The sequence below is a fragment of the Thioalkalivibrio sp. ALE11 genome, assembly GCF_000381205.1.
GTDB lineage: Bacteria > Pseudomonadota > Gammaproteobacteria > Ectothiorhodospirales > Ectothiorhodospiraceae > Thioalkalivibrio.
This window is the reverse complement of the sequence record NZ_KB906164.1, coordinates 124168-146814: the sequence shown is the minus strand read 5'-3', so window position 1 is coordinate 146814 and position 22647 is coordinate 124168. Positions and strand designations below refer to the sequence as shown.

Genomic DNA, 22647 nt, shown 5'->3' with positions numbered 1-22647 from the left:
GAAAGGAATTGCAATCCAATCGAGGGCAACGGATGAGCGACGACAAGAACCCTCCCGCGGACGGCAAGTTGCTGTACTGCTCCTTCTGCGGGAAAAGCCAGCACGAGGTGCGCAAGCTGATCGCGGGGCCTTCCGTGTTCATCTGCGACGAGTGCGTTGAGCTGTGCAACGACATCATCCGCGAGGAGATGCAGGAGGCCGGCCAGACCGAGCATGCCTCGCTGCCGCGGCCCCGTGAAATCCGGGACACCCTGGATGATTACGTGATCGGCCAGAACGACGCGAAGAAGATCCTCTCCGTCGCCGTCTACAACCATTACAAGCGCATGGAGGCGCGGGCCGGCAAGGATGAAGTGGAGCTGTCAAAGTCCAACATCCTGCTGATCGGTCCGACCGGATCCGGCAAGACCCTGCTGGCGGAGACCCTGGCCCGGGTGCTCAACGTCCCGTTCACCATCGCCGACGCGACCACCCTGACGGAGGCGGGCTACGTTGGCGAGGACGTCGAGAACATCATCCAGAAGCTGCTGCAGAAGTGTGATTACGACGTCGAGAAGGCGGAGAGCGGGATCGTCTACATCGACGAGATCGACAAGGTATCGCGCAAGGCCGACAACCCCTCGATCACCCGTGACGTCTCGGGCGAGGGCGTGCAGCAGGCCCTGCTCAAGCTGATCGAGGGCACGACCGCCTCGATCCCCCCGCAGGGCGGGCGCAAGCATCCGCAGCAGGAGTTCCTGAACGTCGACACCAGCAACATCCTGTTCATCTGCGGTGGTGCCTTCTCCGGCCTGGACAAGGTGATCCAGCAGCGGGCGGAGAAAGGGACCGGCATCGGCTTTTCCGCGGCGCTGGCGAGCAAGGACGAGGACGCCTCCTCGGATCACTGGCTGAAACAGCTGGAGGCCGACGATCTGGTGCGTTACGGCCTGATCCCGGAATTCGTCGGGCGTCTGCCGGTGCAGGCGACCCTGGACGAGCTGGACGAGGATGCCCTGATCACGATCCTCACGCAGCCGAAGAACGCGCTGGTCAAGCAGTATGCGCGGCTGTTCGAGATGGAGGGTGTCGAGCTGGAGTTCCGCGACGATGCGCTGCACGCGATCGCCGCGAAGGCGCTGGAGCGCAAGACCGGTGCCCGCGGCTTGCGGACCATCCTGGAGAACATCCTGCTGGACACGATGTACGAACTGCCGTCCATGGAGGGGGTCACCAAGGTCGTGATCGACGAGGCGGTGATCCGCGGGGACGCCGAGCCCTACCTGATCTACGACAACACCTCGTACACCCGGCAGGCCGCCGCGGACTCCTGAGCGGGAAACATCGGCGGGGCGACCCTTGAAAGCCGCGCGGGTCGCCCCCATTTCCCCCCTACATTCGCCCAGCCCTGAGGGGGCCACATGACCGACGACCGTCCTTCCCAGAACGAGGTGGAATCGCCCGTCAAGCGCGTTGCGGTGCTGCCGCTGCGCGACGTCGTGGTGTATCCGCACATGGTCATTCCGCTGTTCGTCGGGCGCGAGAAATCGATTCGCGCGCTGGATTCGGCGATGGCAGAGAACAAGCAGGTCCTCCTGGTCGCGCAGAAGAGCGCCGAGGTGGACGAACCCGACGCCGGGGATCTCCACGAGATCGGGACCCTCGGCAACATCCTCCAGCTCCTGCGCCTGCCCGACGGCACCATCAAGGTGCTGGTGGAAGGCGCGCAGCGTGCCCGCGTGATGGATGTCTCCACCACCGGGGATCCCGAGCAGGAAGAAGACTACTTCGTCTCCGACATCAAACTGATCGATGAGGAATTCGATACCGAGGACAAGGAACTCGAGGTCCTCGGGCGCTCCGCGCTGAACCAGTTCGAGCAGTACATCAAGCTGAACAAGAAGGTCCCGCCGGAGATCCTGACCTCGCTGGCCGGGATCGACGACACCTCGCGCCTGGCCGACACCATCGCCGCGCACATGTCGCTGAAACTCGAGGAGAAGCAGCAGGTCCTCGAGATCGCCAACGTGCGCGAGCGTCTGGAGCATCTGGTCGCCAAGATCGAGGGCGAGATGGACGTGCTGCAGATCGAGAAGAAGATCCGCGGCCGCGTGAAGCAGCAGATGGAGAAGTCCCAGCGGGAGTACTACCTGAATGAGCAGATGAAGGCCATTCAGAAGGAGCTGGGCGACCTCGAGGACGCACCCAACGAGCAGGAGGACCTGGCGGAGAAGATCGAGAACGCCGGGATGTCCGAAGAGGCGAAGAAGAAGGCGACCGCCGAGCTCAACAAGCTCAAGATGATGTCGCCGATGTCCGCCGAGGCCACGGTGGTGCGCAGCTACATCGACTGGCTGGTGTCGCTGCCGTGGAAAAAGAAGACCCGCGTCTCCAAGGATCTCAAGCGTGCCGAGAAGATCCTCAACGAGGATCACTACGGGCTGGAAGAGGTCAAGGAGCGCATCCTGGAATATCTCGCGGTGCAGTCGCGCGTGCGCAAGCTGAAGGGGCCGATCCTGTGTCTGGTGGGGCCGCCCGGCGTCGGCAAGACCTCGCTGGGGCAGTCCATCGCGCGGGCCACCAACCGCAAGTTCATGCGCATGGCGCTGGGCGGAGTGCGTGACGAGGCCGAGATTCGCGGTCACCGGCGCACCTATATCGGGTCGCTCCCGGGCAAGATCATCCAGAACCTGTCCAAGGTCGGGGTGCGCAACCCGCTGTTCCTGCTGGACGAGATCGACAAGATGGCCATGGATTTCCGTGGGGATCCGGCCTCCGCGATGCTCGAGGTGCTGGATCCGGAACAGAACCACACCTTCAGCGACCACTACCTGGAGGTCGACTTCGATCTCTCGGACGTGATGTTCGTGGCCACGGCCAACAGCATGCACATCCCCGGGCCGCTGCTGGATCGCATGGAAGTGATCCGCCTGTCCGGCTACACCGAGGACGAGAAGGTCAACATCGCGCACACCTACCTGATCCCCAAGCAGATCAAGACCAACGGTCTGAAGAAGGGCGAGATCAACATCTCCGATGCGGCGGTGCGCGACGTGGTCCGCTACTACACTCGCGAGGCCGGGGTGCGTGCGCTGGAGCGCGAGATCGCCAAGATCTGCCGCAAGGTGGTCAAGCAGCGCACCCTGTCGAAGGGCAAGGACGCCGACCGCATGACTTCGGTTACGCCCAAGACCCTGGACAAGTACCTGGGCGTGCGGCGCTACCGCTTCGGCCAGGCCGACGAGGCCGACCGGGTCGGCCAGGTCACCGGCCTGGCGTGGACCGAGGTCGGCGGGGAACTGCTGACCATCGAGTCCTCGGTGGTGCCCGGCAAGGGCAAGACCCAGCAGACCGGAAAGCTCGGTGACGTGATGCAGGAGTCGGTCCACGCCGCGCTCACGGTGGTCCGGTCCCGCGCCGCTGCCCTTGGCCTGGAAGAGAACTTCCACGAGAACAAGGACCTCCACATCCACGTCCCCGAGGGCGCCACACCCAAGGACGGTCCTTCGGCCGGGATCGGCATGTGCACGGCCATTGTTTCGGCGCTGACGAACATCCCGGTCCGTGCCGATGTGGCCATGACCGGGGAAATCACGCTCCGCGGGCAGGTCCTGCCGATTGGCGGGCTCAAGGAGAAACTGCTGGCGGCGCATCGCGGGGGTATCCGTACGGTCCTGATCCCGGAGGAAAACGAGAAGGATCTGGTGGATATCCCGAAGAACATCAAGCAGAAGCTGGATATTCGCCCGGTCCGCTGGATCGACGAGGTTCTGGAAGTCGCCCTGGCCGAGATGCCGGAAGCCCGTACCGGCGAGTCGGCGGAGGGCGAGGCGCCCGCCGAGGAAGTCGTTTCCGACAAGAAGAAACCCTCGCGGGGTCGTGGCCGGGTCCGGCATCACTGATCCGTCCACACACCCGGGGGAGAGGGCCCGGGGCGAGGACTTTTGTCGAGCCGGTCGCAGGGAGCGGCGACCGGCGTTTGACACCTTTTTCGCAGCCTTGCTATAAACCTGATCGCATTGTCCGGATCCGGTTGTCGACCCCATTCCCGTTCCCTGCACAGGCCGTGGCGGCATCGGCCCGGATTGTTGTAAGCTTGGCCCTGCCGGCTGCACGCCCGAGTCACCAAAACGATAAGGAACCGTTTCATGAATAAATCCGAATTGATCGACGCGATCGCCGCGGAAGCCGATGTTCCCAAGGCTCAGGCCGGCAAGGTGGTCGATGCCATGGTCAGCGTAATCGGGGATTCCCTTGCCAAGGGTGATCAGGTATCATTGGTTGGCTTCGGGACGTTCCTCGTCCGCGAACGTGAGGCGCGCACCGGGCGCAACCCGCGCACCGGCGAGACGATCCAGATCGCCGCGTCGAAAACGCCCGGTTTCAAGGCTGGCAAAGCGTTGAAGGATCGGGTAAACTAAAGAGCTTTACCGGGTGCTTAGCTCAGTTGGTAGAGCGTCGCCCTTACAAGGCGAATGTCGGCGGTTCGAATCCGTCAGCACCCACCAGGCGCAGACCTGCTCGATGCGGCTGCGCTGAAAAGAATACGGAGCGGTAGTTCAGTTGGTTAGAATACCGGCCTGTCACGCCGGGGGTCGCGGGTTCGAGTCCCGTCCGCTCCGCCATATTTCGAAAGGCGCCCTCCGGGGCGCCTTTTTTGTTGGTGTGTCCGACAGACGGCGGAGGGCGCGCCTGCTACCATTGATCTGTTTTCCCTGCTGAACCCGAACGGACAAAACCAGCATGCTGCAAGCAATTCGAGATCGGGCGACCGGCTGGCTCGCCTACGTAATCATCGGCCTGATCGCGGTCCCCTTCGCCCTGTGGGGCGTGGGCGAATACTTCGGCGGAGCCGGCGACATCGTGGCTGCCGAGGTCAACGGCGTGGACATCGATACCCGGTCCGTGCATCAGGAGGCGCGTGCCCAGCGGGATGAACTCCGCCGCATGTTCGGCGGCGAGATCCCGGACGAATTCGATGACGAGGGGATCCGGCTGCAGGCGCTGGAGAGCCTGATTCGCGAGACCCTGTTGCGTCAGGCGGCCGGTGATCTCGGGTTTACCGCCGCCAGCGAATCGGTGCGCCGCGAGATCCGCGCGATGCCGGTGTTTCAGGAGGGCGGGCAGTTCAGTCCCGAGCGCTATTCCCAGCTGTTGTCGGCCCAGCGCATCAGTCCCGCGGATTTCGAGGATGACATCGGTCGCTCGCTGGTGATGTCGCAGATCCAGACGGGCATCCGCGAGTCGGGTCGCTTCGACGAAGGCCTGGTGGACGAGTACGCCGCGCTGCGCAATCAGGTGCGGACGGTGAGCTGGCGGGTGTTCGCGGCGGAGGATTTCGATCGCCCCGGCGTGGTGGACGAGGACGCCGTTCAGGCCTACTACGAAGCGAATCCGGACGAGTTCACGACCGCAGAGCGTCTGCGGGTGGAGTATCTTCAGCTCGATCCGGCATCGCTGGAAGAGGCCGTCGAGCTGAGCGAGGAAGACATCGTGGAGCACTACCGCGCCAACCGGTCGCGTTACGAGGAACCGGAACTGCGCGATGTCCGGGTCATTCGCCTGGCGGACGAGGACGACGCCGAGGCACGGATTGGCGAGCTGCATCAGCGGATCGAGGACGGCGAGGATTTTGCGGAGCTTGCCGAGGAATACTCCGAGGATTCCCTGAGCGCGCCGCGGGGCGGCCGCATGGGGGAGCTGGCCCGCGGGGATCTGGGATCGTCGACCCTGGAGACGGTGATCTTCAGTCTGCCCGAGGGGATGGTGAGCCAGCCGGTGCGGACCGATCAGGGCTGGTACATCATCCAGGTGACTGCGGTCGAGGATGCCCGCGCACAGCCGCTGGAGCAGGTGCGTGACGACGTGGAATCCGACCTGCGCGACCGGCGTGCCGAGCAGATGCAGATCGATGCGCTGGACGACCTGATGTCGCTGAGCGTCGAGTTTCCGGAAAGTCTGGAGCCCGCGGCCGAGGCGACCGGGCTGGAGATCCGCACGACCGACTGGTTCACCCGCGACTCGGGCAGCGGCATCGCGGACTCGCGTTCCGTGCGCGATGCGGCCTTCGGCGAGCGGGTGCGCGAGCGCGGAGAGAACAGCGATGCCCTGGATCTTGATGATGGCTCGACGATCGTGCTGCGCGTGGCCGAACGGGAAGAGGCGGAGCTGCGCCCGCTGGCCGAGGTCGAGGACGAGATTCGGGCCCGGCTGCAGGCCGAAGCGGCCGCCGAAGCGGCGCGCGAAGCCGGCGAGGCCCTGCTGGAAGACCTGCGAGAGGCTGACGACTGGGCGGCTGCCATCGAAGACGAGGGCAGCTGGACGCGCTCGCGCGAGCTGCGCCGGGATACCCGCGACGGTGACGTGCCGGACGGCCTGGTGGCACCGGTGTTCCGTCTGGCCGCACCCGGAGAGGACGGGCCGCGACTGGCGGGCCTGACGCTGTCCGGCGGTGACTTTGCCGTGGTGGCCCTGGAGGCGGTGCAGGCCGGGGGCATGCAGGAGGATCCGGCTCTGCGCCAGCAGGCCCGCGACCAGCTGCGCAACGCCTACGGCGGTGCCGAGATGCGTGCTTATCTGGCGTGGCTGGAGTCCGAGGCCGATATTCAGCGTTTTCCGGAGAACCTGGAGTAGAGGGAAGAGGGAGTAGAGAAAGAGCCGGGCGGTATCAGGCCGCCCGGCCGCGCACAAAAAAAGGCCCGGCCAGATGACTGGCCGGGCCTTTCTCGGTTCAGAGACCCGGCGGCCGGCAGGCCGCCGCTTGTGGCCTAGCTGTCGAGGCCGATCTCGTGCTGGCCGAGGCCGACGGTGTTGTAACCGGAGTCGACGTACATCACCTCACCGGTGATGCCGGAAGCCAGGTCGGAGCACAGGAACGCCCCGGCATTGCCAACCTGATCAATGGTGACGTTACGCCGCAGCGGGGCGTTGCTCTCGACATGGTCGAGGATGCGCTTGAAATCCCCGATCCCGGATGCCGCGAGGGTGCGGATGGGGCCGGCGGACACGGCGTTCACGCGAGTGCCCTCCGGACCGAGGGTGTAGGCCAGATAACGGACATTCGCTTCAAGGCTCGCCTTCGCCAGTCCCATCACGTTGTAGTTGGGCATGGACCGCTGGGCACCCAGGTAGCTGAGCGTCAGGATGGAGGCATCGCGATCCTTCATCATCGCGCGTCCGGCCTTGGCGAAGGCCGCCAGCGAGTAGGAGCTGACATCATGCGCGGTGCGAAAGCCGTCGCGGGTCATGTTGTCGAGGAAATCGCCGTCCAGTTCCTCCTTGGGCGCATAGGCCACGGAGTGAACCAGAATGTCGACGCCGTCCCAGTAGTCGTCCAGGTGTTCGAAGACCTGTTCGATCTCTTCGTCGCTCTCGACGTTGCAGGGAATCAGGATGTCCGAGTCGAAATCGGCGACCAGTTTTTCCACGCGGTCGCGCATCCGTTCGTTCTGATAGGTGAAGGCCAGCTCCGCGCCCTCCCGGTGCAGCGCCGCGGCGATGCCATAGGCGATGGAACGGTTGCTGGCGACCCCGACGACCAGGGCGCGCTTGCCGGTGAGAAAGCCCATGAAACTCTCCTTGCTGGTTTGATGCGATTGGCGTCGCGGACGCGTGTTTCGGGGATCATACCGATGTGCCCCGGGTCGGGCCAGCGCGTCAGGTGTCCGCGCGGGCCACGGTCGCGTCGTCGTGCTCGATGTGCAGGACCAGGGTTTCACCGGCGCGGATGCGGTCGCCGTTAAGGCCGTTCCAGCGCCGGACATCGTCCACCGAGACCTCGAAGCGCCGGGCGATGCCGGACAGCGAATCTCCCGGGCGGACCTCGTACTGCACCGTGCCTTCATCGCCGTGTGCCGCCGCGACCTGCAGTACATCCCCGGGCTGCAGGGTGGTGTCGCGCCCGAGGTCGTTGACCCGGCGCAGCTCGCTCAGGCTCATGCCGGTGGACTGGCTGATGGTCCAGAGGCTGTCGCCGCGGCGGACTTCGTATTCCGTCAGTGAATCCGCATCGCCGGCCTCGGCGACGGCCGTGGCGGCCCCGGCGTCGTCCCCGCCCACCGGCAGGCGCAGGGTCTGGCCCGCGCGAATCAGGTCGCCATTGAGATCGTTCATCTGCCGCACGACCGCGACCTCGGTGCCGGCGTCGCGCGCGATACGGCCGAGGTTGTCGCCCGCGCGCACGGTGTATTCGCGGAAACGCAGTAGCGGATCGTCGCCGTGTTCCGCCAGCGCGGTTTCCAGACGGTCCGCGGCTTCGGCCGGCACGAACAGGTGCCGCGCATGTTCGGGATGCGTGGCGTGCCGGTGGTAGCCGGGGTTCAGGCGTTCCAGCTCGGCGGTATCCAGCTCGGCCATGTCCGCGACCAGGGCCAGATCCGCCTGGCGTTCCGGGCGGACGATCTCTAGCGCCGGTTCGTTGGCCACGGGGGTCAGGGTCACGCCGTGTTCATCCGGCGCGCGGAACAGCTCGCGCAGGGCCAGCAGGCGGGGAACGTAGGCATGCGGTTCGGCCGGCAGGTCAAGGCTCCAGTAGTCGGTGTCGCGGCCCTGCGCGGCATTGGCCTCCATCGCCCGGCGGACGTTCCCCTGGCCCCAGTTGTAGGCGGCCAGGGCGAGGTACCAGTCGTCGAAGCGGGAATGCAGGTATTCGAGATAGTCGAGTGCCGCCAGGGTCGACTGGTAGACATCGCGCCGGCCGTCGTACCAGTCGTCGCGGTGCAGGTCGAAATGATCCCCGGTGGACGGTATGAACTGCCAGATCCCGGCGGCACGTCCGCTGGAGGTGGCTTCCGGGGCATAGCCGCTCTCCACGATGGGAAGCAGCAGGAGTTCCGCCGGCATGTCACGAGCCTCGAGCTCCGACAGGATAAAATAGGCGAAGGGTTCGGCCCGCCGCGTGGAGAGTTCGATGATGCGCGGCTGATCGCGATAATGGTCGAGATAACGCTGGACGCGATCGTGGTCGAGATAACGCTGGACGCGATCGTGGTCGAGTTCGTCGCTGAAACCGTAGTTCAGCCGGGCACGTTCCCACAGGTCGTCGGTTTCGGCGGCACGCTTTTCCGCCTTCTCGGCCTGGCGCTGCATGGCGGCTTCGACGTCTTCGGTGTCGTAGGTGCGCGCCTGTGGGGTGCGCGCCTCGGCCGGACTCCCGGTACCGGTGTCGGCGGTATCCAGTGACCGCTCGCGGTCGTGTAGGCTACAACCGGAGAACAGGGCCACGGTAACGGCGAGAGCCAGCGGGCGAACGGGAACAGCGGGGCATCGAAGTTTCATGGGGACGAAGGATAAACCAGCCAACCCGGAGCACCAAGCACGGGCACGCGATTGCCTCGCCCGGTGGTATGCCCAGCCTCAGGGCCAGCGGGTGCGCGAGCGCCTGCTGGATCGCATGCGCCGCCACGCGACCGGGAGCCCGTTGAACGTTGCGGTGGAACTGGCGCCGGCGCCGTTGATGGATCCCGACGCCCCGGATCAGGCACGGGTGCTGCGCGTGGCGGATCCGGGGGCGCAGGTCCGGATCGATCCGGAGGCCTGGGCGCTGGAATCCGCCGGGGCGCGGATCATCGTGCTGGGCCATCCCTGCAGCTGGAGTCCGGAGCCGCAGGTGGTGGTCAACGAGGCGGCCCGAGTGCTGGAGCCCGAGGGGCATCTGTTCATGCTGGAGGCCAACCGGCTTCACGGTGATCCGGAAGCCGGGCTGCGCCCGTCCCCGCTGCCCGAGGGACTGCGCAGCGTACGCTATCGGGGGATGCTGGCGGCCGCCGGCCTGGAAGTGCTGGAGCAATGGAACCTCAGCGTGCTGCCGCCCGGCCTGCCGGTGGCCTGGCAGCGCCGGCTGGCACGCCTGGACCGCTGGGCTCTGCGTGGACTTCCCCCGCTGGCCGGGGTCATTCTGACCATCGCGCACAAGCGGGTGGAGGAGCCCCTGCGGCCGGCACGTGCGCTGCGCTTCGCGCCGCCGACGGGTGCTCCCGGCGCGGCCGTTTCGCGCGTATCATGCGCCGGCGAACGCGGCCGAACGAGGGACGGCAATGAATGATAACGACGAGCGGGTGTACATCTATACCGACGGCGCCTGCCGCGGCAACCCCGGTCCCGGCGGCTGGGGGGCGGTGCTGCGCTACCGCGGGCACGAGCGCGAGCTGTACGGCAGCGAGGCCGAGACCACCAACAACCGCATGGAGTTGACCGCGGCCATCCGCGCGCTGGAGACCCTGCAGCGGCCCTGTCGGGTGGAGCTGGTCACCGATTCCAGGTACGTGAAGCAGGGCGTGACCGAATGGCTGCCCGGCTGGAAACGGCGCAACTGGCGCTCGGCCAGCGGCCAGCCGGTGAAAAACCGGGACCTGTGGGAAGCGCTGGATGCCCAGGCGGCGCGCCATTCCATCGAGTGGTACTGGGTCCGCGGCCACAGCGGGCACCCGGAGAACGAGCGCGCCGACGAGCTGGCGAATGCCGGCATCGACGAACTCCTGAGCGGGGCGGCCAGCTGAGCCATCCGCGGGACGACCGAATCGAAGAGGACGCAACATGCGCCAGATCGTGCTGGACACCGAGACCACCGGCCTGGAACCGGCGGACGGGCACCGCATCATCGAGATCGGCTGTCTGGAGGTGGACAATCGCCGGCCGACCGGCCGGGTGTGGCATCACTACATCCAGCCGGACCGGGAGATCGATGCCGGTGCGGTGGCGGTGCACGGGATCGACAACGAGTTTCTCGCGGACAAGCCGCGTTTCGCCGACCTGGCAGGGGAATTCGTGGAATTCGTGCGCGGGGCGGAACTGGTGATTCACAACGCCCCGTTCGACATCGGCTTTCTCGATCACGAGCTGGCGCTGCTGGGCGACCAGGCGCCGGCGGGCTCCATCGGCGAGATCTGCGGGGTGCTGGATTCGCTGGTGCTGGCGCGGCGCATGCATCCGGGCAGCCGCAATTCGCTGGACGCGCTGTGCAAGCGCTACGGGGTGGATGCCTCGGACCGGACGCTGCACGGCGCGCTGCTGGACGCGGAGCTGCTGGCCGATGTCTATCTGGCGATGACCGGCGGGCAGGTGAGCCTGACCCTGGACAGCGACAGCGAGCAGGATACGGGGGATCAGGCGCCGGCGCGGGCACGGCGTTCGGGGCAGCCCCTGCCGGTCGTGGAGCCGTCGGCGGAAGAGGCGGCCGCCCATGCCGAGCTGCTGGCGGTGCTGGACGAGGCGGCCGGGGGTGCCTGTCGCTGGCGCGCGGCCCGCGAGTGAGCCCGCATCAGCGGTTCTTCATGATGCGCGCGCGTTCGCGCTGCCAGTCCTTTTCCTTCTTGTCGGCGCGCTTGTCGTAGGCCTTCTTGCCCTTGGCCAGGCCGATCTCCACTTTGGCCCGGCCGCGTTTCCAGTACAGGGCCAGCGGGACCAGGGTGAAGCCGCGGCGTTCCACCGCACCAATCAGTCGGTTGATCTCGGAGCGGTGCAGCAGGAGCTTGCGCGTGCGGCTCGGATCCGGATTGATGTGCGTGGAGGCGGTGGGCAACGGAGTGAAATGGGCGCCGAACAGGTATGCCTCGCCGTTGCGCAGCAGGACATAGGCTTCGCTGATCTGTGCGCGGCCGGCCCGCAGCGACTTGACCTCCCAGCCCTCGAGGGCCAGCCCGGCTTCCAGCCGGTCCTCGATGTGGTAGTCGTGACGCGCGCGGCGGTTGAGCGCGATGGTACTGGAGCCGTCCCCGGCGGTTTTCTTCTTCTTGCCCATGGGGGCGGAGTGTACTCCAGGCGTCAACGTCGGGCATCCATGGACCGGCACTCAGTTGAGTGCCGGCCGGCCTTGGCTCACAATCCACGGGCAAAAACACGGAGATCCGCATGCCACCCACCGCATCGATCCATGGTCAATGGACCACCCGTCTGGCCTTCATCCTCGCGGCGACGGGCTCGGCCGTCGGGCTCGGGAACATCTGGCGTTTCCCCTACATCGCCGGCGAGAACGGCGGTGGCGCCTTCGTGCTGGTGTATCTGGGCTGCATATTGCTCATCGGCCTGCCGGTGATGATCGCCGAGATCATGCTGGGCCGGCGCGGGCGCCAGTCGCCGATCAACACCATGACCAGCCTGTCGCGCGAGGAGGGGGTGTCGACCGGCTGGGCCTCCATCGGCTGGATCGGCGTGGTGACCGGTTTCCTGATCCTGTCGTTCTACTCGGTGGTCGCGGGCTGGGCCCTGTCGTACATCTTCAAGAGCGGGGCGGGCGGCTTTGTCGGCCTGGACGCCAGTGGCTCCGAGGCGATGTTCGACGGCATGCTGGCCTCCCCCGAGGCGCTGCTGGCCTGGCACACCATCTTCATGGTGATGGTCGGCATCGTGGTCGCGCGCGGGGTGCAGTCGGGGCTGGAGAAGGCGGTGACCATCCTGATGCCGTTGCTGTTCGTGATGCTGCTGGTGATGGTCGGCTACGCGGTGGTGCAGGGGAACTTCGGCGAAGGCCTCGCATTCATGCTGGCGCCGGACTTCTCCGAGCTGTCCGCCAACGCGGTGCTGCTGGCCATGGGGCAGGCCTTCTTTACCCTGAGTCTGGGCATGGGCGCGATCATGATCTACGGCAGCTATCTGCAGAGTGATGCCTCCATCCCGCGCACCGCCGGGGTCGTGGTGGGGGCGGATACCCTGGTCGCGATCGTGGCCGGCCTGGCGATCTTCCCGATCGTGCTGGGCGCCGGGCTGTCGCCGGGCGAGGGGCCGGGGCTGATCTTCGTGACCTTGCCGCTGGCCTTCGGCGAGATGCCCGGCGGGCTGATCTTCGGGACGGTGTTCTTCATCCTGTTGAGCTTCGCGGCCTGGACCTCGGCGATCTCGATCGCCGAGCCGGCGGTGGCCTGGCTGGTGGAAACCGTGGGCATGACGCGGGTGGCTGCGACCACGGTGCTGGCGATCGCGGCCTGGACCCTGGGGATCGCGGCGCTGCTGTCGCTCAACGTCTGGTCGGACTACACCCTGTTCGACATGGGCGTGCTCGATTTCCTCGACTACCTGACCGCGAACATCCTGCTGCCGCTGGGCGGATTCCTGATCGCGCTGTTCGCCGGCTGGCGCATGACCCGCGGGTCGGTGAGTGCGGAGCTGGCGATGCGCTCGCCGGTCCTGTTCGGGCTGTGGTACTTCCTGGTGCGCTTCGTCGCGCCGGTCGCGATCCTGCTGGTGTTCCTGCGTGCGGTGGAGCTGATCTGATGGGCTCGAAGATCCAGCGTTCGGCCGACGTGCCGTATTCGCGCGAGCAGATGTTCGACCTGGTGGACGACATCGACTCTTACCCGGAATTCCTGCCGGGCTGTCGCAGCGCGTCCGCACGCAACCGCAGCGAGAACCAGGTGGAGGGCACCATCGAGCTCGCCAAGGGGGCGCTGCACAAGTCGTTCACCACCCGCAACACGCTGCGGCGGCCGGAGTCCATCGACATCCGTCTGGTGAAGGGGCCGTTCCAGCGCCTGCACGGCACCTGGCGCTTCACCGAGCTGGAGGGCGGCGGCACGCGCATCTCGCTGGAGCTGGAATTCGAGTTCGCCAGCCGGCTGATGTCGTTCGCGATCGGTCCGGTGTTCCACCAGATCGCCAATTCCCTGGTGGACGCCTTCGTCCGCCGCGCGCAGGAGGTGCACGGGAATGGCTGAGGCAGACGATGGTGGCGAGGGGCCGATGACGGTCGAGGTCGCCTATGCGCGGCCCGACCGCCAGGTGATCCTGTCGCTGGAGGTCCCGCCCGGCACGACCGTGGAGCAGGCGCTGCGCCAGTCCGAGATCGACCGGCAGTTTCCGGAGATCGATCTGGACAACGCGAAGGTCGGTATCTTCGGCAAGATTACCCGCCGCGATACCGTGCTGCGGCCGCGCGACCGGGTGGAGATTTACCGCCCGCTGATCGCCGACCCGAAAGAGGTGCGGCGCCAGCGTGCCGGCAAGGGCAAGACGAAAGAAAAGGGCGGGGAGGCGTGACCCCGGTGACGCGGCCCGCCCGTCTCCCTCAGTCGTCCATGTCCACCGGGTGGTCCTCCAGGGCGACCGGCTGCGGCACGTCGGAGTCGATGTAGGCGACCACGCCGTCCTGGAAATACACGCTCACGCGCTGGCGTTCGGTGGGGCCGATCCCCGGACGCCGGTAATAGACATAGTCCCAGCGGTCCTCGCTCTTGAAGGCCGCGTCCAGTTGCGGCGTCCCCAGCAGGAAACGCACCTGGCCGGGCGTCATGCCGGGCTGGACTCGCGCCACGTCGGTGGCGTCGATCACGTTGCCCTGCTGCACGTCGAGACGGAACTGGTTAAAGCCACTGCACGCGGTAAGCGTGCTTGCGGCGACCGCGATAGTAATGAGAATCTTGTACATCGAGCGCGCGGGACCTTGAACGAGTCTGGAAACGCGCATGGTACACCAAAGCATCCGGTGGCTCTCAATGCCCGGAGCCCGACGCGATGCAGGGATCGTGCATGGAAACGAGCAATCTCAAGAAGGCCGGTCTGAAAGTCACGCTGCCGCGGATGAAGATCCTGGAGATCCTGGATCAGTCGGAGACGCGGCATCTCACGGCCGAGGCGATCTACCGCGAGCTGCTGGATTCCGGCGAGGAGATCGGCCTGGCCACGGTGTATCGCGTGCTTACGCAGTTCGAGGCCGCCGGCCTGGTCTGCCGGCTCCATCTGGAGGGCAACCAGGCGGTGTTCGAGCTGGAGCGCGGCGGCCACCACGACCACATCGTCTGCAACCAGTGCGGGCGGGTCGAGGAGTTCTACGACGAGACCATCGAACAGCGTCAGCAGCAGATCGCCTCGGACTACGGGTTTTCGATCCGGGATCATGCCCTGGTGCTGTACGGCGACTGCAGCGACGAGGCCTGCCCCCGCCGCCCCGCCTGAACCCTCTCCCCACCGGGCTTCGCCGGGGGAGTCGTCTCAGTCCCCGGGCGTTTGCAGCAGCTCCCGTGCGTGGGCGCGGCTGCTCTCGGTGAGGGCACTGCCGCCGATCAGGCGGGCCAGGGCGTCTACCCGGTCTTCGTGATCGAGACGCCGGATGCCGGTGCGGGTGTGATCCTCGGCCGTGGTCTTGGCCACTTCCAGCTGATGATGGGCCTGTGCGGCGACCTGCGCGAGATGGGTGACGCACAGCACCTGGTGGCGTTCCCCCAGCCGCCGCAGCTTGCGCCCGACGACCTCGGCCACCGCGCCGCTGATGCCCGAATCGACCTCGTCGAAGATCAGGGTGGGCACGGTCTGTTGCTGGCTCGCGAGCACCTGCAGGGCCAGGCCGATACGCGACAGTTCGCCGCCCGATGCCACCCGGGCCAGCGGCTGCGGGGTCTGGCCGGGGTTGGCGGCGACGCGGAATTCCACCCGGTCGGCGCCATGGGCGCGCGGTTCGTCGTCGGGTTCCACGGCGATCTCGAAACGTCCGCCGGCCATGCCCAGTTCCTGCATGGTCTCGGTGACAGCGGTCTCGATGCGCCGCGCGGCCTGCTCGCGTGCGCGGGTGAGTTTCGCCGCGGCGTCTTCCAGCGCGCTGCGCGCCTGCGTGGCCCGGGCCTCCAGTTCTTCGACCGTCCGGTCGCCGGATTCCAGGTGCTCGAGTTCGTCCTGCAGCCGTTGATGCAGCCCGGGGAGTTCCTCCGGTTCGACCCGGTGCTTGCGCGCCAGACGCAGGTACTCCCCCAGTCGCGCATCCAGTTCCGCCAGGCGCTGCGGGTCGGGGTCGATGTCCTCGGCCAGCCGGCGCAGGGTGTCCCCGGCCTCGTCGATCTGGATGCGGGCCGACTCCAGCAGCTCGATCCCGGGCTGCAGGCGGTCGTCATGGCGGGCCGCCTCCTGCAGCCGGTGCAGCATCTGGCCGAGCAGGGCATCCAGCCCGTTGTCCTCGCCGATGGTGGCGTCGGCCGCCTGGAGGGCCTGCAGGACCTCGGTGCCATGCGCCAGCCGGCTCTGTTCGGTGGATAGCTCGGGGTATTCGTCGGGCTCCGGCGCCAGTTCGGCCAGTTCGCCGGTCTGAAAGCGCAGCAGGTCCAGCCGGTCTCCGGCCTCGGCCAGTTCCGCACGGGCCTTTTCCAGGGCGCTGCGGACCTCGCGCCATTGCTGGAAGGCGGTAGACACCGCATGGCACAGGGGCGCCTCGACAAAGCCGTCCAGCCAGGCCCGCTGGGTATCGCGCCCGAGCAGCTGCTGATGGGCATGCTGCCCGTGGATGTCGACCAGCCACTGGCCCAGTTCCCGCAGCTGGGTAACGGTTGCGGGGCGCCCGTTGATCCAGGCGCGGCTCTTGCCCTGGCGCGTCAGCACGCGGCGCAGCAGGAGCGGGTCGCCGTCCTCGCCGGCCAGACCGGCCTCGGCGAGCCAGGTATGCGCCGGGCTGTTGTCCGGCAGTTCGCATTCGGCGCCCAGCTCGGCCTGTTCGGCGCCCTCGCGCACCATGGAGGCGTCGGCGCGGTCGCCCAGCAGCAGGCCGACCACGTCAACCAGGATGGACTTGCCCGCCCCGGTCTCGCCGGTCAGGGCGTTGAGGCCGTCGTCGAGCTCGAGTTCGAGTTCGTCGACGATGGCGAAATCGCGGATGTGGATCAGGCGCAGCATGTCAGGGCTGTTCTCCCCAGCGCAGCTTGGAACGCAGCATGCGCAGGAACTGGTGATTGTGCGGGTGGATCAGGGTCATGCCGTATTCGCGGCGGCGGATGCGCAGGCGGTCGCCGGGCCCGAAGTCGACGTTCTCCTGACCGTCCAGCGCGACCTGTGCCGGCGAGCGGCTGTCGGGGGACAGCTGGATCTCGATGACCGAATCACCGCCCACCACCAGCGGGCGGTGGTTCAGGCTGTGCGGCGCGACCGGGACGATCACCATGCCGTCCATCTGCGGGGTGAGGATGGGGCCGCCGGCCGACAGGGCGTAGGCGGTGGAGCCGGTGGGCGTGGCCACCACCAGCCCGTCGGCCCGCAGGCGCCCGACGTCCACGCCATCGATGGTGGTGTCGAACTCGATGATGCGCACCACGCTGAGTACGTGCAGCACGGCGTCGTTGACCGCGACCCCGGTGTGCACGGTCACGCCGTCGCGCACCACTTCGGCCTCCAGCATGGAGCGCGGTTCCAGCACGTAGGCGCCATCCAGGACCTCCCCCAGTTCCTCCGGCGCGGTATCGGGGGATACGTCGACCAGAAAGCCGAGGCGACCGAGATTGATCCCCAGCAGCGGCGTGCCGATCCCGGCGGTGACCCGTGCGGTCGCCAGCAGCGTGCCGTCGCCGCCGATCACGACCAGCAGGTCGGCTTCGCGCGCCAGCTCGCCGACCGGCCGGATCGGTACGTCGGCCGGGCGCTGGAAGCCCTCGATGTCGGCTTCCATCAGTATGTGTCGCTCGCGCTCGCACAGCAGCTGTACCAGCCGCTCCACCAGTGGAGCGGTGCGCGGGTCGTTGGCCTTGCCGATCAGGCCGACGGTCTTGAACTCTGGCATCATGCCGGCATTATCCGGAAAACCGGGCGGTCCTGCACGCGGCGGCTTGACGGCGGGGCGCGGTCCCCGAACACTTGGACGGTTGTGGCACTCGTCCGGAAGGAGCGCTGACAGAAACATGAACGACTCGTCGATTCAGCTGGATGCCCGCGAGCGGACCCTGCTGCGGACGCTGATCGAGAGCTATATCAGCGACGGTCAGCCGGTGGGGTCCCGCAACCTCGCGCGCGCCTCGGGCCTCAAGGTGAGCGCCGCGACGGTGCGCAACGTGATGGCCGATCTCGAGGATCGTGGCCTGATACAGGCGCCGCACACCTCGGCCGGGCGGGTTCCGACCACCGCCGGCTACCGGCTGTTCGTCGACAGCCTGCTGGAGGTGCGCAAGCCCAGTCGCGAGCAGATCGATGCGATCGAATCGCGCTTCGATCCCGGTGCCTCCACCCAGGACCTGCTGGACAGCGCGAGCAGCGTGCTGTCCCAGGTGACGCGCATGGCCGGGATGGTGCGGCTGCCGCGGCATCGCAACGTCGCGTTGTCGCAGATCGAGTTCCTGCGGCTGGGCGAGGGCCGGGTGCTGGCGATCCTGGTGATCGACGGCCGCGAGGTGCAGAATCGCGTCCTCGAACTGGAGCGGGACTTCAGTCAGGACGACCTGCAGCGCATGGCCAATTATCTCAACGCGCATCTCGCGGGGAAGAGCCTGCATACGGTGCGCGCCGAACTCCTGCGGGAAATGCGCGAGGTGCGCGACGACCTGGACGCGCAGATGCTCGCCGCCATCGACCTGGGCGAACAGGCGCTGGGCGACGAGGACCCCGACGATGTCGTCGTGGCCGGCCAGACCCAGCTGCTGGGCTACGAGGAGCTTTCCGACATGGAGCGCCTGCGGCAGCTGCTGGAAGCGTTCAACGAGAAGCGCGAGATCCTCGGCATCCTCGACCAGTGCATCCGCGGCGACCGGGTGCAGATCTTCATCGGCCGCGAGTCGGGTCTCGACTGGTTCGAGAACTGCTCGGTGGTGACCGCGCCCTACAGCGTGGAAGGCGAGGTGGTGGGTGTGCTGGGTGTGATCGGCCCGACGCGCATGTCCTACGACCGGGTCGTGCCCATCGTGGACGTCACCGCACGATTGCTGGGCTCGGCCTTGAATGTGCGCGGGGAATCCCCAGACTCCCAGTAAACACCGCGAAGGCGGGGCCGCGAGCCCCGCCTTCCTGCTTGTGCGCCGGCGACAGGCGGCGCCCGTCCGAACAACACTCGATACGAACGCGAGGGAAGCATGTCCGAACAGCCGGAATCCCGGGAAACCCCCGAAAACGAAGCGCAGGAGTCGCCCTCCCCCGAGGAACAGGAAGCGGCCGCGGCGGCCGGCGAGGCCGATCGCATCCAGGAGCTGGAGGCGCTGGCCGAGGAGCGGCGCGACCAGGCCCTGCGCGCGCAGGCCGAGCTGGAGAACCAGCGCCGGCGCTTCGAACGCGAGCTGGAGAACGCGCACAAGTATGCGATGGAGAAATTCGCCTCCGAGATGCTGGAGGTCTGTGATTCCCTGGAGATGGGGCTGCAGGCCGCGCGCGAGTCGCAGGACGTGGACCGCGTCATCGAGGGCGTGGACCTGACCCTCAAGAACCTGCACAAGGTCTTCGACAAGTTCGGCATCCAGGCCGAGGAGCCCACCGGCGAGCGTTTCGATCCGGAGCGCCATCAGGCGATGTCGATGCAGGAGGATCCCGAGCAGCCGCCGAACACCGTGGTCGCGACCATGCAGAAGGGTTACATGCTGCAGGACCGGGTCCTGCGTCCGGCGATGGTCATGGTCTCGAAGGCGCCCAGTTCCCCGGGCATCGACGAGAACGCCTGACCACTCGCCGGTCACGAATTCCGGCCGGGGCGGTTGAAAAGGCCGCCACGGCCCCCAGATCACCGTACAAACGGGCAGGGGCGTCCCCTGTGCCGCGAACTTTCAATTTCAGGAGAATTCAGCCATGGGCAAGATGATCGGAATCGACCTCGGGACCACCAACTCCTGCGTCGCCGTGATGGAAGGCGACCAGGCCAAGGTCATCGAGAACGCCGAGGGCGCGCGCACCACGCCGTCCATCGTCGCGTTCAGTGAAGATGGCGAGGTGCTGGTCGGCCAGGCCGCCAAACGCCAGGCGGTGACCAACCCGCACAACACCATCTTTGCGGCCAAGCGACTGATCGGCCGCAAGTTTGACGAGGGCGAAGTGCAGAAGGACATCGACCTCGTCTCCTACAGCATCGTCAAGGCCGACAACGGCGACGCCTGGGTCGAGGTGCAGGGCAAGAAGATGGCCCCGCCGGAGATCTCCGCGCGCGTGCTGCAGAAGATGAAGAAGACCGCCGAGGATTACCTCGGGGAAGAAGTGACCGAAGCGGTCATCACCGTGCCGGCCTACTTCAACGACTCGCAGCGCCAGGCGACCAAGGACGCCGGCAAGATCGCCGGGCTGGAGGTCAAGCGCATCATCAACGAGCCGACGGCCGCCTCGCTGGCCTACGGCATGGACAAACAGCGCGGTGACCGCAAGATCGCGGTGTACGACCTGGGCGGCGGTACCTTCGACATCTCGATCATCGAGATCGCCGAGGTGGACGGCGAGCACCAGTTCGAGGTGCTGGCGACCAACGGTGACACCTTCCTCGGTGGCGAGGACTTCGACAATCGCCTGATCGACTACCTGGCCGACGAGTTCAAGAAGGACCAGGGCATCGACATCAAGGGCGATCCGCTGGCCATGCAGCGCGTGAAGGAAGCCGCCGAGAAGGCGAAGATCGAGCTGTCCTCCGCGCAGCAGACCGAAGTGAACCTGCCGTACATCACGGCCGACAATACCGGGCCCAAGCACCTGGCGATCAAGGTCACCCGGGCCAAGCTGGAAAGCCTGGTCGAGGACCTGATCCAGCGCTCCATCGAGCCCTGCAAGGTGGCCCTGAAGGACGCCGGCCTGTCCGCCTCCGAGGTGGACGACGTGATCCTGGTCGGCGGCCAGACCCGCATGCCCAAGGTGCAGGAAGCGGTCTCCGGCTTCTTCGGCAAGGATGCGCGCAAGGACGTGAACCCGGACGAGGCCGTCGCGGTCGGTGCCGCGGTGCAGGCCGGCGTGCTGGGTGGCGACGTCAAGGACGTGCTGCTGCTGGACGTGACCCCGCTGTCGCTGGGCATCGAGACCATGGGCGGCGTGATGACCAAGTTGATCGAGAAGAACACCACCATCCCGACCCGGGCACAGCAGGTGTTCTCCACCGCCGAGGACAACCAGACCGCGGTGACCGTGCACGTGCTGCAGGGCGAGCGCGAGATGGCCAGCGCCAACAAGTCGCTGGGCCGCTTCGACCTGCAGGATATCCCGCCGGCCCCGCGCGGCGTGCCGCAGATCGAGGTCACTTTCGACATCGACTCCAACGGCATCCTGAACGTCTCGGCGAAGGACAAGGCGACCGGCAAGGAGAACAAGATTGTCATCAAGGCCTCCTCCGGCCTGTCCGAGGAGGAAGTCGAGCAGATGGTCAAGGACGCCGAGGCCCATGCCGAAGAGGACAAGAAGTTCCAGCAGCTGGTGCAGGCGCGCAACCAGGCCGATGCGATGGTGCACTCCGCCGAGAAGTCGCTCAGTGATCTGGGCGATCAGGTCTCCGATGAGGAGCGCTCCGCGATCGAGTCGGCGGTGAGCGAGGTCAAGACCGCGATGGAAGGCGACGACGCCGAGGCCATCGAGCAGGCCACGCAGAAGCTGGCCGAAGCTTCCGGCAAGATCGCCGAGAAGGCCTATGCGCAGCAGGGCGGTGATGCCGGGGCGGCCGATGCTTCCGGAGAGGCCGGCGGCCAGCAGCAGGGCGACGATGTGGTCGACGCCGAGTTCGAGGAAGTCGACGACAACGACAAGAAGAACGGCTGATCCGCCGTGGCCGGCCGGCCACGCGCCGGCCGGTTTCCCTTGCCAGCCACCACGCCCGGGCCCGCGCATGCGCGAACCCGGGCGCTTTCGTTCCCGGCAACGGCTGAACGCCCCGGACCATCCGCAGGAAAACGATCATGGCAAAACGCGATTACTACGAGGTGCTGGGGGTGTCGAAGGACGCCTCCGCCGCCGACATCAAGAAGGCCTTTCGCCGTCTGGCGATGAAGTATCACCCCGACCGCAACCCCGGGGATGAAGATGCCGAGGCCCGTTTCAAGGAGGCTCGGGAGGCGCACGACGTCCTCAGCGACGATCAGAAACGGGCGGCCTACGACCGTTACGGCCACGCCGGTGTGGACGGCTCGGCCGCCGGCGGCTTCGGCGGCGGTGCCGGAGGATCCAACTTCAGCGATATCTTCGAGGACATCTTCGGCGACATCTTCGGTGGCGGCGGCGGTCGCGGCGGGCAGCGTGCCTACCGCGGCTCCGATCTGCAGTACAACCTCGAGCTGACGCTGGAGGAAGCGGTGTTCGGGACCGAAGTGCAGATCCGGATCCCGACCACCAGTTCCTGCGAGGCCTGCGACGGGTCGGGGGCCGAGCCGGGGACCTCCACCGAAACCTGCCCGACCTGTAATGGCATGGGCCAGGTCCGTATTCAGCAGGGGTTCTTCTCGGTGCAGCAGACCTGCCCGCGCTGCCACGGCAGCGGACGCATCATTCCCACGCCCTGCAAGGCCTGCGGCGGTCAGGGCCGGGTGCAGGAACAGAGCACCCTGGACGTCAAGGTCCCTGCCGGAGTGGACACCGGCGATCGCATCCGCCTGTCCGGTCAGGGCGAGGCCGGCCTCAACGGCGGCCCGCCGGGGGATCTCTACGTGCAGGTTCGGGTCAAGCCGCACCAGCTGTTCCGCCGCGACGGCAACGACCTGCACTGCGAGGTCCCGATTTCCTTCGCCACCGCCGCACTGGGCGGCGAGCTGGAGGTGCCGGCGCTGGACGGCCGGGTGAACCTCAAGATTCCGCCGGAGACCCAGAGCGGGAAGCAGTTCCGCGTCAGCGGCAAGGGCGTGAAATCGGTGCACGGCGGTGGCGTGGGCGACCTGATCTGTCGCGTGGTGGTCGAGACCCCGGTCAATCTGACCAAACGGCAGAAGGAACTGCTGCAGGAGTTCGAGGAGGAGACCCGGGCCGGTGGAACCAAGCACAGCCCCAAGGAACACTCCTTCTTCGACGGGGTCCGCTCGTTCTTCGAGGACCTGAAGTTCTGGTCGAAATAGGGCCGGG

At 66.9% G+C, this 22647-nt stretch carries 21 protein-coding genes and 2 tRNA genes; 17 read left to right on the top strand and 6 right to left on the bottom strand.

Annotation, left to right across the window (positions count from 1 at the left end; all coding sequences use genetic code 11):
* The first annotated feature begins 32 nt into the window (after window positions 1–32).
* The 6 genes from clpX to F620_RS0100690 all read left to right on the top strand — a co-directional run bounded on the left by clpX (window position 33) and on the right by F620_RS0100690 (window position 6612).
* Window positions 33–1313, top strand: coding sequence for an ATP-dependent Clp protease ATP-binding subunit ClpX (gene clpX, locus F620_RS0100715; RefSeq protein ID WP_019569109.1), 1281 nt, complete (start codon window positions 33–35; stop codon window positions 1311–1313).
* 87 nt (window positions 1314–1400) lie between these two features.
* Window positions 1401–3881 (top strand): endopeptidase La, encoded by a 2481-nt coding sequence (gene lon, locus F620_RS0100710; RefSeq protein ID WP_019569108.1) that lies wholly within the window; start codon window positions 1401–1403, stop codon window positions 3879–3881.
* A gap of 231 nt (window positions 3882–4112) precedes the next feature.
* The gene (locus tag F620_RS0100705) at window positions 4113–4400 is read left to right on the top strand and encodes an HU family DNA-binding protein (protein WP_255349426.1); all 288 of its coding nucleotides are present in this window, start codon (window positions 4113–4115) and stop codon (window positions 4398–4400) included.
* Between the two features lie 11 nt (window positions 4401–4411).
* Window positions 4412–4487: transfer RNA gene (locus F620_RS0100700), tRNA-Val, on the top strand.
* A 40-nt stretch (window positions 4488–4527) separates the two neighbouring features.
* A tRNA-Asp gene (locus F620_RS0100695) sits at window positions 4528–4604 on the top strand.
* Window positions 4605–4722: 118 nt separating this feature from the next.
* The gene (locus F620_RS0100690; RefSeq protein ID WP_019569107.1) at window positions 4723–6612 is read left to right on the top strand and encodes a SurA N-terminal domain-containing protein; all 1890 of its coding nucleotides are present in this window, start codon (window positions 4723–4725) and stop codon (window positions 6610–6612) included.
* A 134-nt stretch (window positions 6613–6746) separates the two neighbouring features.
* Here F620_RS0100690 and F620_RS0100685 read toward each other — a convergent pair whose 3' ends face one another.
* Together F620_RS0100685 and F620_RS0100680 are read right to left on the bottom strand one after the other, a co-directional pair.
* Entirely contained in the window at window positions 6747–7547 is an 801-nt protein-coding gene (locus tag F620_RS0100685) for an enoyl-ACP reductase (protein WP_018870002.1), read from the bottom strand.
* A gap of 88 nt (window positions 7548–7635) precedes the next feature.
* Window positions 7636–9255 carry a LysM peptidoglycan-binding domain-containing protein gene (locus F620_RS0100680; protein ID WP_051081220.1) on the bottom strand — a complete coding sequence of 540 codons (1620 nt, stop codon included), beginning with the start codon at window positions 9253–9255 and terminating at the stop codon, window positions 7636–7638.
* Window positions 9256–9346: 91 nt separating this feature from the next.
* Here F620_RS0100680 and F620_RS0100675 point away from each other — a divergent pair, with 91 nt between their 5' ends.
* Genes F620_RS0100675 through dnaQ form a run of 3 tightly spaced genes read left to right on the top strand, consistent with a single transcriptional unit; the run spans window position 9347 to window position 11229 of the window.
* Window positions 9347–10021, top strand: coding sequence for a hypothetical protein (locus tag F620_RS0100675; protein WP_019569105.1), 675 nt, complete (start codon window positions 9347–9349; stop codon window positions 10019–10021).
* On the top strand, window positions 10014–10475 hold the full coding sequence (rnhA, locus tag F620_RS0100670; protein WP_019569104.1) for a ribonuclease HI: 462 nt from the start codon (window positions 10014–10016) through the stop codon (window positions 10473–10475). The genes F620_RS0100675 and rnhA overlap by 8 nt, the downstream gene beginning before the upstream one ends.
* Before the next feature lie 37 nt (window positions 10476–10512).
* Window positions 10513–11229 (top strand): DNA polymerase III subunit epsilon, encoded by a 717-nt coding sequence (dnaQ, locus tag F620_RS0100665; RefSeq protein ID WP_018869998.1) that lies wholly within the window; start codon window positions 10513–10515, stop codon window positions 11227–11229.
* Between the two features lie 7 nt (window positions 11230–11236).
* Here the strand turns inward: dnaQ and smpB are convergent, their stop codons facing one another.
* The gene (gene smpB / locus F620_RS0100660; RefSeq protein ID WP_019569103.1) at window positions 11237–11716 is read right to left on the bottom strand and encodes an SsrA-binding protein SmpB; all 480 of its coding nucleotides are present in this window, start codon (window positions 11714–11716) and stop codon (window positions 11237–11239) included.
* Between the two features lie 110 nt (window positions 11717–11826).
* Between smpB and F620_RS0100655 the strand changes: the two genes are divergently transcribed.
* From F620_RS0100655 to F620_RS0100645, 3 genes are read left to right on the top strand one after another with little or no spacing between them, the layout of a single operon-like run.
* Window positions 11827–13185 carry a sodium-dependent transporter gene (locus tag F620_RS0100655; RefSeq protein WP_019569102.1) on the top strand — a complete coding sequence of 453 codons (1359 nt, stop codon included), beginning with the start codon at window positions 11827–11829 and terminating at the stop codon, window positions 13183–13185.
* Window positions 13185–13625 (top strand): type II toxin-antitoxin system RatA family toxin, encoded by a 441-nt coding sequence (locus F620_RS0100650; RefSeq protein ID WP_018869995.1) that lies wholly within the window; start codon window positions 13185–13187, stop codon window positions 13623–13625. Before F620_RS0100655 ends, F620_RS0100650 begins: the two co-directional genes overlap by 1 nt.
* Window positions 13618–13947 (top strand): RnfH family protein, encoded by a 330-nt coding sequence (locus F620_RS0100645; protein ID WP_018869994.1) that lies wholly within the window; start codon window positions 13618–13620, stop codon window positions 13945–13947. The genes F620_RS0100650 and F620_RS0100645 overlap by 8 nt, the downstream gene beginning before the upstream one ends.
* 28 nt (window positions 13948–13975) lie before the next feature.
* Here F620_RS0100645 and F620_RS0100640 read toward each other — a convergent pair whose 3' ends face one another.
* On the bottom strand, window positions 13976–14335 hold the full coding sequence (locus F620_RS0100640; RefSeq protein ID WP_018869993.1) for an outer membrane protein assembly factor BamE: 360 nt from the start codon (window positions 14333–14335) through the stop codon (window positions 13976–13978).
* Window positions 14336–14436: 101 nt separating this feature from the next.
* On the opposite strand from F620_RS0100640, the gene fur reads away from it, so the two are divergent.
* Window positions 14437–14862: a ferric iron uptake transcriptional regulator gene (gene fur / locus F620_RS0100635; RefSeq protein WP_019021218.1), complete on the top strand. Its 426-nt coding sequence runs from the start codon at window positions 14437–14439 to the stop codon at window positions 14860–14862.
* Window positions 14863–14898: 36 nt separating this feature from the next.
* Here the strand turns inward: fur and recN are convergent, their stop codons facing one another.
* Together recN and F620_RS0100625 are read right to left on the bottom strand one after the other, a co-directional pair.
* Entirely contained in the window at window positions 14899–16563 is a 1665-nt protein-coding gene (recN, locus tag F620_RS0100630; RefSeq protein WP_019569100.1) for a DNA repair protein RecN, read from the bottom strand.
* A 1-nt stretch (window position 16564) separates the two neighbouring features.
* Window positions 16565–17443, bottom strand: coding sequence for an NAD(+) kinase (locus F620_RS0100625; protein WP_019569099.1), 879 nt, complete (start codon window positions 17441–17443; stop codon window positions 16565–16567).
* 115 nt (window positions 17444–17558) lie between these two features.
* Between F620_RS0100625 and hrcA the strand changes: the two genes are divergently transcribed.
* The 4 genes from hrcA to dnaJ all read left to right on the top strand — a co-directional run bounded on the left by hrcA (window position 17559) and on the right by dnaJ (window position 22640).
* Window positions 17559–18620: a heat-inducible transcriptional repressor HrcA gene (gene hrcA, locus F620_RS0100620; protein ID WP_018869989.1), complete on the top strand. Its 1062-nt coding sequence runs from the start codon at window positions 17559–17561 to the stop codon at window positions 18618–18620.
* A gap of 99 nt (window positions 18621–18719) precedes the next feature.
* Entirely contained in the window at window positions 18720–19298 is a 579-nt protein-coding gene (gene grpE / locus F620_RS0100615) for a nucleotide exchange factor GrpE (RefSeq protein ID WP_018869988.1), read from the top strand.
* Window positions 19299–19422: 124 nt separating this feature from the next.
* The gene (gene dnaK, locus F620_RS0100610) at window positions 19423–21357 is read left to right on the top strand and encodes a molecular chaperone DnaK (RefSeq protein ID WP_019569098.1); all 1935 of its coding nucleotides are present in this window, start codon (window positions 19423–19425) and stop codon (window positions 21355–21357) included.
* Between the two features lie 137 nt (window positions 21358–21494).
* Window positions 21495–22640, top strand: coding sequence for a molecular chaperone DnaJ (dnaJ, locus tag F620_RS0100605; RefSeq protein WP_019569097.1), 1146 nt, complete (start codon window positions 21495–21497; stop codon window positions 22638–22640).
* Window positions 22641–22647: the final 7 nt, after the last annotated feature.